We start from the raw sequence: 6,704 nt of genomic DNA on the forward strand, positions 1-6,704 counted from the left end.
CCCATGCCGCTACCCATGCCCCTTGACGACGTCATCTGAATTCTCCTTATCCTGTATAATGGACTTGAAATCTTACCAGTCTAATTTCTGTCAACGGGGTAGGCCCGCGATAAATAACCCTCTTTTTAAGGCCAATTTGTCTTCGCTACGGACCAAAGGATACCATGAAACAAAGTGATCCACTGAGAAGTTTTTTTCGAGGGCCAGTAGATCTGCACCAACGGCACGGGCTTTCTCTTCTTGCCCGTTTAATGCGAGACTAGCGGCCAATATTCTCGTTGTTGCAATGAAGCGTGGATTGACGTGTCTTGCTTTTTGTAACCAGCTAATAGAGTCCGCATAGTTTCCGGCAACAAATTCGGCGATACCAGCACCAGTCCACCATGTGAAATTCAGCGCATCAAAGGGGCTGAGCTTAAATGCATTTTGGAACCGCGGCATGGCTTCGTCTCGGCGCCCCAGATAGGACAAGGTCACTGCACTGAACGCCCAACCCAATGCGTTGTTCTGATCCAGCGACAGGGCCAAATTAAACATCGACATCGCTTGATGCGGATCACTTTCGATCAGGCTGGTCAGATGGCCCGCAACCACCTGACAAAAGGAATCGTCAGGGTCCAGCGAGATGGAGTGTTGAGCATGATCGAGAGCAAGTTTCTTGTCGCGGTCCGGGTCCTCAGAGCGTTCTTCGCCAACAAGGAAATTTAATCGCCAGGCCGAATAGGCATACGCCTGCGCATATGTGGGATCGAGATCCATCGCCCTTCGCAACGCCATGCCGGAGCGACGATACCCGTCATCCGTGAAACGGTACAGTTCAGATGCGGCCTTGAGCACGCAATCATATGCGTCAAGGCTATCGGTAGAGCGATTTCGGACACGCTCGATCCCATGCGCTTTTAGGCGCGGTTCAAACGAGCCTACGACTGATGCTACGATGGTATCCTGGAAATCGAACAAATCTTCGGCGGTACCATCAAAAGTCTCTGACCAGATCGAACGGTTCAGGGAAACATCGACCAACTCTGCTGATATTCGAAGCCTATCACCCTGACGACGCACGCTTCCATCCATCACGTAATTGACCCCCAATTGCGACGCAATTTCCTGAACATCCATCGAACTGTTCGCAAAGCGCAGCGTCGAGGCGCGCGCGATCACGTGAAATGCATGGCTGCGCGACAGACCGTTGATAATGTCTTCGGTGATTCCTGACCCGAAATACTCTTCCATTTCATGCCCGGAGGACGATCGGAAAGGCAGGATCGCCACCGTAGGACGCGATGTCCATTCAATGAAGGGTTGATGCAAAGTTGTCATTTCTTCGGCAGAGCCCTCGATCGGCACGACTTGGAATAAATGGACAATGCGTTTGATGTTTTTAAGCCGTGGTGTTCCCATATCTCTAAATCGAACATTAGCTTTATTCCCGGCCAATTCTCGAACGAGCCCTGTCGCCACGATTTGGCCAGGTGCAGCGGCATCATGAATGCGCGAAGCAATGTTGACACCATCTCCTAGTATGGTCCCTTGGTGCACTAGTACATCATCAACATTTATCGCAATACGTAGCTGTAAATCGTCTTCCTCGCTCTTGTTTTCGACTGCATGGAGTACCTTTTGAACGTCCGCAGCCCATTTTAAAGCCGCAACCACGCTTTGGAACTCAACGAGGATCGCATCACCTGCAGTTCCAACCAACCGGCCGTCATTTTTCTTCAGCAATGGTACCAGCAGGTCTTTTATCAATATTTCCCACCGGTTGCTTGTCCGAATATCGTCTTCCGCCATCAGACGTGAAAAACCAGCAACGTCAGCGAATGCCACAGCTGCAAGGCGTCGCTTTTCGGAAACCACAGGTTTGTGCTCATCGACCATCAATCAAAGCCTCAGAGTAAATCGAGTTAGCAATATGTTAACGCTGGCTCATACTGCAACTTAGCGCTACGCAAGCCTTCAGTCCATCACCGCCAGAATTGAGAAGCGTCAACTGAAGACTCTCTTTCGAATTGAAAGATTGCCAGATTTTGATTTGTGCCCACCGAGCAGCCTCGCTCAAAGCTTCGGGATGGCCCTTCCCTCTAACTCGCGAAACTTCGGACTCGGGCGCAGTGAATGGGCAAACGGTGTTTTTTACAGACGCTCCCATGAAATTGGGCTGCACCGCCAAGAACTCTCTCTTATCAAATACGGCTATTTGGACCCAAAAGCGCTGACTTCAAACAGTTCGGTAAAAAATCCAGATTTGCACGACTGCAAGGTAGGGAAGGAAGAAGGCAAAGTTCTGCAGTTTGTCAAACGCTCCAGAAAAGTCAGGGTTCGACCAAGCGCCCCCAGTTACCAAATACCAGAGTACGTAATGAAGCCGATAAAGCCACGAGCCTATTGCAAGCCAGAAAAACCTCAGAGCCCATTGCCCGTGCCTGATCCGATCACTTTTCAGGGCCGTCTGAAGTGTTCGCACCGCAGCCGTCATCACGCAAACACCGTAGAGCGAGAAGCCAAGGGACATGACAGGTCCACCGATGGTTCCCCGAATTGCGATGAAAGTCAGGCCCCCGATGGAGGCCAGTAAAGCCAGTCCTATAAGTATCACACCAGTTACCCGGTGAAATGCAGTAAGACGCCAACGAATTACGCCAACGAGTTGAAGTGGCACTAGAGCCGTCAGGGCGACACCAACTGCAATGTGGACCACCATTGCAGTGTTCCCCAAAGTACCGCCAGCGATAAAAAGGTAAGGTTTCTTCGTTGCCTCGCCGCCGAGCGCGGCTCTCACTAATTCCACCGCATGAACAAGAAAAGGTGCGACCATCAGATACATGAGAATAATAAGCCCATACTTGAGCAATTCCCAACGCCAGTTAAACTCCACCCGCCTCTTTTCCATCTTACCTTTGGGATAACACTGTTAAAGAACTGTCTCTCATGTAGCCGCCCCACTTTTATGCCAGAATTCGAAAATATTTCTAGACGCGAAAGATTCCCAAGAACAGGTGCTTCGTCCGCACAGCTGCCTTTGTATAGAACACAACGAAGGTCGGGTATCAGCCCTTCACGCCGAGATTTGCATGGTGCGCCAATCAGGCATTTCACTCTCCCGCAAACGGAGCTACGGCAGCTCCTAGTTCTTAGTGACTAGGAGCAGGGCAGTTTCCAGATTTTTGGCACCACACTTGGGTGAGGCACATTAAGCCGTAAAACAGGCTTGTCTCACACAGCAAAACCGCACTTTCTTTCTGCGCTTTTGCGTGTAGGTCAGAGATCTTGCGCACCGCCGATACCTTGAAGCGATTATTGGAAATAATTGCCAGATGCACATTTACTGTAAGTTGATGGAAAACAATTCAATGTCGCGGTTGATGCTCTCCACATGAACTACACCACAAGAGGTGAACTCGAACTGATCTCTTATAAGTTCTAGAGTATCGCTAGTTATTGTAACCTTGTCGGGCTTTCCAAGTTTCTCGACACGGGCAGCAAGATTAACGTCCTCCCCAACGATAGTGTAGGACATGCGCTCGTCGGAGCCAAAATTTCCAACACTGCAACTACCAGAATGAATGCCAACCCTCATATGGAAAGGCTTCGGATAACCAAGATCCAGCCATTTCTTTCGCAAGTCAATCATGCGCTCCTGCATCTCGATCGCCATCTTAACGCAAGAGGCAGCATCTTGGCGCGCTCCATTACTGGTAGGGTCACCAAAGAACATGACGACCGCGTCGCCCACATACTTGTCCAGCGTCGCGCCATGACGTATTCCAATGGCTGACATCTCTGTAAAAAAATCATTCAGGATATACATCAATTGGTCTGGCGGTAGTTCATGTGTTAAACGGGTGAACTCAACGATGTCGCCGAAAAAGACCGTCAACTGTTTTCGCTTGGCTCCAATTGATCGCTGGCCTTCGTCCGCCAGAACTGAATCCCACAACTGACTAGGCAAGTACTTTGCCAAAGCTTTAGATACGGCCTCCAGTTTTTCGTTCTTAGCTTGCAATGCATTGCTAAGGCCCTCCAGCTCCATAACGCCAAGAAGTCGCATGCGGAAGATCGCAGAAGCAATGACAGTCAAGCCAAGACAAAAGAACAAGAGCGACCACGGCAGCCAAAGATCAACTGCCGCAGGCCATCCGTTTGGTGGCGTTATAATCATCTGCCATCTGCGGTCAGCAATTTGAATGTTACCAGATACATAGGGCTTGGGTATCGCGGCTACGGTTTTAGGCAAATTGTCCGTAGTGGATTGGTGCGCGAATATGAGTTTCTGACCTTGACTATCCGGATTTGAAAAGACGTAAAAGTCTCCTAGGTTAGGGTCTTCAACCCACCGGTTTTCCGCCGCCATAATCAGTTTAGGAATTTGAAAAACCGCCAAGACGAAGCCCAAAACCGGCTTGTCTGTCGAAGAACTATTTTCGTGAAATTCGGCTTTCTCAAAGACAGGGGCGGCAATCAAAACACCATTTTCCCTGTTGGTGCTTTGCACCAAAGAAATGGGTTCAGACGCGGCTATTTGACCTGTTCGCCGGGCGTGAAGCAAAGCGACAAATCTGGTCGTTTCAGACTGTACATCGAAACCAAGCGCCTCTTCATTTCCCCAAAGGGGCTCCACGTAGTAAACAGGAAAGTAATCGGGCCTGGACCCCGCAAGTACCAATTTCCCATCTTCAGCACGCTCTGTAATCCGATAATTTGAAAAACCATCTAGTTGTGCCTCCAACGCAAATGCTTTGCGGTTGTCTTCCACAACTTTTGGCAGCCACTCCAGAGCTTGGATGCTATCGTGCGACGACAAAACTGATGAAGCGAAGGTGTTAAACTCCTGCCGACTTACATAGTCCGAGCTTTCATAAAATGCGATCATCGATTCAACTGATGAGATATTGGCAAGTACCAAGTTGTTAATCTCAGTAATCGGTTGGTTCGCGTATTCTCTAAACTCAGACAGCAAACGCTGGCGTTCCGATTTAATAGCAAAAAGAAAAAAGACGAGTGAGATGCATACGCCTACTGTGGCGACCGTTATGACGGGAAGCCATTTTTGCTGCTTTAGCGGTATTAATATCTTTTTGAACATTGCAATCGTCAATGGACATTCCCTCGAGGGACGGAGAGACTAGGGGCTGAAGCAATTTATACGTGGCAACCGAGTCTCGATATGAGATTTATTATATCACAGATCCAGCACCCTCGCTGTCAATAATTGTCGCTACCTGGCACGGCGGCGCAGAATAGGGGCGACCCAAAAGCTCAGATCAAGCGAGCATGGTCAGCCGTGACCTAGATGAAATCGGTTCATTGCCACAATGTTAGTGGCCTTTCCCGAAAGTAGTAATTCATTCGAACCGCAGTGAATGACCAGGAACTGCCCTTGTGCATGAGCGCACTGGCTACTCCGGTGTTAGGCAACGGGCCTGCTTTGGGCTTGGATCTGACTTTATGCGTATTTTGCGCGAGCTACGCGTTTGAGCAGTTCAGGCTGTTTGGTGAACTACTGCAATGGAGTTCCTCCTGCCCTTCTGCTGGATTGTTTTAGTGGCCGAAGATGTTGCGTTCGACAGCTGACTGACATTCAACCTGCCGCGAACCACCACCTCATCACACCCGGCTTTCATAGTTGCGGTGTTGCTTACTCGCTAAGCAGCCCGCACTACGGGTTATACTTCCCCTGTGTTCGCACTGCGTTCGCCGGGGCCCTGCCCTTCGTTACTCTGGCCTTCGGTACATCAGCGGACCACAAAACAACGCGAGGCTACGGTGTTGATATCACCCGGCCTGCGCGTGTGATCGCGGCAGGCCTCCATCGCCCAACCCGCTTCATCTGCTATCGCAAGATAAGCGTGTCGCTGAAGCACAACGGCTTCGTTTGCAACAGAACAACAGAGTCGGCTGTGTTTGACTCACTGAGCGGCCCTGAGTTCGAGCGCATGAACCAAGTGCGCGCGCGCCTGCAGGCTGAAGCCGACATTGCCGCGGATCACAGAGAGCGCCGCCGTCTCTACGGGCGCAGGAAAGCGAAGCCCCCGACGTTCACTGTCGAATACAAACGCGGCAAGCGCCTCGCTTGATCTCCAAACATTGCTCGGATGACCTCGGGCCCCTCAAAAGATGGGCCGGAACGCCCCGAACTGCATCACAGAAAGACACATCATGCTTCCAATGCCTACGAACGTCCCGACCCAAAACAACCACCGTGTCGCGCTGTTCTTTCCGGAACAATCTCGCGACGATTTTGACAGTCTCGAAGAGCTTACAGCCAAGGGACTGCGGGCTGCACGCAGTGCGCTGGAAGGCCTGCAAGATCTCAGCATTCAGAACGATCGGGGTCTCTTCGCAGACCTCGTTGAGCTCCGAACAGCACTCAACCGCCGCCGGTTGCTGAGCGAGCAGTTTCGCAACACCGCAGCCTCACTATTGCTACATCTCAAGCACATTGAGTCCAGCGACAACGGTACGGCCTGCCTTGTATCGGTCTGACGTTAGCACCGGTGGGTTTGAAGCAGCCGCTTTTGACGCTAGTTCGGAGTTAAATTGATACACAACAGCTTCAATTTCAACCCGATACTGAGCCGTAGGGTTTCCACCAACAGTGTCAAAATTAATAGTGCATTGGGCTTTGTTGCACAAATCGGTTGATGGGATTCACTGTATGAATCCAGCGTGATAGTTGGGGTTCATGAGCAGGTGGACACCGACGA

General features: G+C 50.6%; 4 protein-coding genes. 1 reads left to right on the forward strand and 3 read right to left on the reverse strand.

The window, feature by feature from the left end:
- Positions 1-90 precede the first annotated feature (90 nt).
- From DL239_RS18905 to DL239_RS18915, 3 genes are all read right to left on the reverse strand, one after another.
- Positions 91-1,878 (reverse strand): adenylate/guanylate cyclase domain-containing protein, encoded by a 1,788-nt coding sequence (locus tag DL239_RS18905; RefSeq protein WP_240932007.1) that lies wholly within the window; start codon positions 1,876-1,878, stop codon positions 91-93.
- Positions 1,879-2,218: 340 nt separating this feature from the next.
- Entirely contained in the window at positions 2,219-2,875 is a 657-nt protein-coding gene (locus DL239_RS18910) for a DUF2306 domain-containing protein (protein WP_206188532.1), read from the reverse strand.
- Between the two features lie 447 nt (positions 2,876-3,322).
- Positions 3,323-5,095: a CHASE domain-containing protein gene (locus tag DL239_RS18915; RefSeq protein ID WP_167685666.1), complete on the reverse strand. Its 1,773-nt coding sequence runs from the start codon at positions 5,093-5,095 to the stop codon at positions 3,323-3,325.
- Between the two features lie 1,070 nt (positions 5,096-6,165).
- On the opposite strand from DL239_RS18915, the gene DL239_RS18925 reads away from it, so the two are divergent.
- Positions 6,166-6,483, forward strand: coding sequence for a hypothetical protein (locus DL239_RS18925; protein WP_167685668.1), 318 nt, complete (start codon positions 6,166-6,168; stop codon positions 6,481-6,483).
- The last annotated feature ends 221 nt before the right edge of the window (positions 6,484-6,704 follow it).

Origin of the sequence: Parasedimentitalea denitrificans, from assembly GCF_011813015.1 — a bacterium.
GTDB lineage: Bacteria > Pseudomonadota > Alphaproteobacteria > Rhodobacterales > Rhodobacteraceae > Parasedimentitalea > Parasedimentitalea denitrificans.

What these genes read in the sequence shown, in the direction of transcription:
- DL239_RS18905 (WP_240932007.1), bottom strand. Translation starts at nt 1,878, where the DNA reads ATGGTCGATGAGCACAAACCTGTGGTTTCCGAAAAGCGACGCCTTGCA.
- DL239_RS18925 (WP_167685668.1), top strand. Translation starts at nt 6,166, where the DNA reads ATGCCTACGAACGTCCCGACCCAAAACAACCACCGTGTCGCGCTGTTC.